The 1,155-nt window shown below is 51.0% G+C and carries 1 protein-coding gene; it reads left to right on the forward strand.

Annotated elements, in window-relative coordinates; translation table 11 throughout:
• Positions 1-220: 220 nt before the first annotated feature.
• Positions 221-1,057 (forward strand): manganese catalase family protein, encoded by an 837-nt coding sequence (locus ACT3RQ_RS17685; RefSeq protein WP_444680989.1) that lies wholly within the window; start codon positions 221-223, stop codon positions 1,055-1,057.
• Positions 1,058-1,155: the final 98 nt, after the last annotated feature.

Raw genomic sequence — 1,155 nt, forward strand, 5'->3', positions numbered from 1 at the left:
GAAGGGCGTCAGTAATAGCATCTAAGCAAGTTGCTGCTTAAAGGGGAGTGTACAGAGGCCTTCAATACTTAACTAAACGCGATCGGATATTTCATTTGATAGGCTCGCAAGGAAGCGCTTTGTTTAGAAGGAACCGTTAGTAATGAGGCTGGTACTGCGTAACGTTTAAGTCTGCTGCCAGGAAGTTTTCTTCCTGGCAGTTAATCCAGGAGGCTGTACTATGTTCCACCATTCAGCAAAGCTGCAATATCCGGTTAAAGTCGATAAACCTAATCCTGAATTTGCCATGTTGCTCCAACAGGCTATCGGTGGGGTAGAAGGGGAAATCCGGGTAGCAATGCAATATTTCTTCCAGGCAATGGGAGCGCGGGGCGATGATCGCATTCGCGATCTTCTTATGTCGACGGCTACAGAAGAGCTTGCGCATGTCGAAATGCTTGGTCATGCGGTTGCGCTTAACCTGGAAGGTGCGCCCGTCTCTTACCAGGAGGCTACCGCAGAAGATCCCGTCATGAATGCCATTCTAGGCGGAGCGAACCCACGCCACCTGTTGTCATCTGGGCTTTCTGCCATGCCGGTCAATGCTAATGGCGTGCCATTCGATATGAGCCACATCTATGCCACGGGTAATGTGGCGGCAGATATGCTCGCTAACGTGACCGCGGAGGCAAGTGGTCGAGTATTGGCATCGCGTCTTTATAATTGGACGGACGACCATGGCATGAAAGACTTCCTCTCTTTTCTGATTGCGCGTGATACCTACCACCAGCAGCAGTGGTTAGCCGTCATTGAAGAGTTAGGCGGACTTGGAGCACACCTTCCGATACCGAACGCTACCCCTGAAGATCACGAAGCCATGCAGCATTCGTACTACTACCTCAATACCTTGCTGGATAAAGAAGCGCCGAAAGGCCGCTGGGCGGAAGGCCCCTCATTTGACGGTCGTAGCGAATTCACGGCACGCCAACAGCCAGAGCCGGAAGGCCAGGCGCCTACGCTCGGCATGGCAAAGGAGAAATCGGGCGCTCAGAAAGAGCAGATTGATCCGTCAAAATAAGTCGTTATACATAACTCAGTTATTTAAAAGGAGTCAGCACGATGGAAACCCTGTCTCTGGAAACCCAGTATTTGGAAAACTGGTTACGTGATGCGCAT

This window comes from Halomonas sp. AOP43-D1-4 (genome assembly GCF_052446175.1).
GTDB lineage: Bacteria > Pseudomonadota > Gammaproteobacteria > Pseudomonadales > Halomonadaceae > Vreelandella > Vreelandella citrativorans.

Bases quoted from the DNA above. Each gene is read 5' to 3' on its own strand.
- ACT3RQ_RS17685 (WP_444680989.1), top strand. From the start codon at position 221: ATGTTCCACCATTCAGCAAAGCTGCAATATCCGGTTAAAGTCGATAAA.